At 59.5% G+C, this 2474-nt stretch carries 2 rRNA genes; both read left to right on the forward strand.

Annotated elements, in window-relative coordinates:
- Positions 1–74 precede the first annotated feature (74 nt).
- A 16S ribosomal RNA gene (locus ACI795_RS19390) occupies positions 75–1594 on the forward strand.
- Positions 1595–2117: 523 nt separating this feature from the next.
- Positions 2118–2474 (forward strand): 23S ribosomal RNA (locus ACI795_RS19395); the annotation flags it as partial.

Consider the following 2474-nt stretch of genomic DNA (forward strand, 5'->3'; position numbering starts at 1 on the left):
CTGGGTTGGGGATTCCTTTGGTTGATTGACATCGAGAGTGCTAGCTCTCGGTTCTCAGCCGTGGGTTGAATTCATCTACGGAGAGTTTGATCCTGGCTCAGGACGAACGCTGGCGGCGTGCTTAACACATGCAAGTCGAGCGAGGCCCTCCTTCGGGGGGTGCCCTAGCGGCGAACGGGTGAGTAACACGTGGGCAACCTGCCCTCAGCTCTGGGATAACTCCAAGAAATTGGTGCTAATACCGGATGTGACCGCTGACCGCATGGTCTGGTGGTGGAAAGATTTATCGGCTGAGGATGGGCCCGCGGCCTATCAGCTTGTTGGTGGGGTAGTGGCCTACCAAGGCGACGACGGGTAGCCGGCCTGAGAGGGTGACCGGCCACACTGGGACTGAGACACGGCCCAGACTCCTACGGGAGGCAGCAGTGGGGAATATTGCGCAATGGGCGAAAGCCTGACGCAGCGACGCCGCGTGAGGGATGACGGCCTTCGGGTTGTAAACCTCTTTCAGTAGGGACGAAGCGAAAGTGACGGTACCTACAGAAGAAGCACCGGCCAACTACGTGCCAGCAGCCGCGGTAATACGTAGGGTGCAAGCGTTGTCCGGAATTATTGGGCGTAAAGAGCTCGTAGGCGGTCTGTCGCGTCGGCTGTGAAAACCCGAGGCTCAACCTCGGGCCTGCAGTCGATACGGGCAGACTGGAGTACTGCAGGGGAGACTGGAATTCCTGGTGTAGCGGTGAAATGCGCAGATATCAGGAGGAACACCGGTGGCGAAGGCGGGTCTCTGGGCAGTTACTGACGCTGAGGAGCGAAAGCGTGGGGAGCGAACAGGATTAGATACCCTGGTAGTCCACGCCGTAAACGTTGGGCGCTAGGTGTGGGGGCCATTCCACGGTCTCCGTGCCGCAGCTAACGCATTAAGCGCCCCGCCTGGGGAGTACGGCCGCAAGGCTAAAACTCAAAGGAATTGACGGGGGCCCGCACAAGCGGCGGAGCATGTTGCTTAATTCGATGCAACGCGAAGAACCTTACCTAGGCTTGACATGCACGGAAATCTCGTAGAGATACGGGGTGCCTTTGGCGTCGTGCACAGGTGGTGCATGGTTGTCGTCAGCTCGTGTCGTGAGATGTTGGGTTAAGTCCCGCAACGAGCGCAACCCTCGTTCTATGTTGCCAGCACGTGATGGTGGGGACTCATAGGAGACTGCCGGGGTCAACTCGGAGGAAGGTGGGGATGACGTCAAATCATCATGCCCCTTATGTCTAGGGCTGCAAACATGCTACAATGGCCGGTACAAAGGGCTGCGATACCGCGAGGTGGAGCGAATCCCAAAAAGCCGGTCTCAGTTCGGATTGGGGTCTGCAACTCGACCCCATGAAGTTGGAGTCGCTAGTAATCGCAGATCAGCAACGCTGCGGTGAATACGTTCCCGGGCCTTGTACACACCGCCCGTCACGTCACGAAAGTCGGTAACGCCCGAAGCCGGTGGCCCAACCCTTGTGGAGGGAGCCGTCGAAGGCGGGATCGGCGATTGGGACGAAGTCGTAACAAGGTAGCCGTACCGGAAGGTGCGGCTGGATCACCTCCTTTCTAAGGAGCACTGGCCGCCACATCGTGCTGGATTCGTCCGGTGTGTGGTGGTCCAGAGTCACGCTCAGGCCGTGATGGTCGCCCAGTTGTGGGTGGCTGCGGGTGTCTGAGGTGTCGCTCGAGGGTGGAACACTGACCAGTTCGGCTGGTGGCCTGGTGCTGCCCCTAGTACGGCCTTCTACTCGTTCGCGGGTGGGGGGTGTGGAGCGGGGTGGTGTGGGTGGCTGGTCGTAGGCACGCTGTTGGGTCCTGAGGGAGCGGGCACTCCTGTGTGGGGTGGTTGTTCGTCTCTGGTGGCAGGGCCTCGTTGCTCGTCATACCGCTGATCGTCTGCTGCTTGTGTGGTGGGGGTTGGGTCTGGTGGTGGGTGGTGTCGGGGTGACTGTTCGTCGTTTGAGAACTGCACAGTGGACGCGAGCATCTTTGTAGGTATCTGGATATCCGCACTGGTTCATCACTGCGTTGCTCCTGGGGTTTGTTCCTTGGGGGTTGTGGTGGTGGGTGGGTGTGGGTGTTGTTGTGTGGTCAAGTTGTTAAGGGCACACGGTGGATGCCTGGGCACCAGGAGCCGATGAAGGACGTAGGAGGCTGCGATAAGCCTCGGGGAGCTGCCAACCGAGCGTTGATCCGAGGATTTCCGAATGGGGGAACCCCGCACCAGTCATGTGGTGTGACCCGCGCCTGAACACATAGGGCGCGTGGAGGGAACGTGGGGAAGTGAAACATCTCAGTACCCACAGGAAGAGAAAACAACCGTGATTCCGTGAGTAGTGGCGAGCGAAAGCGGATGAGGCTAAACCGATCGCATGCCAAGCCGGCAGGCGTTGTGCGGTCGGGGTCGTGGGACGATTCGGACGGTTCTGCCGAACTGTCAGGGAGT

It is taken from the genome of Modestobacter sp. SYSU DS0290, from assembly GCF_054050955.1.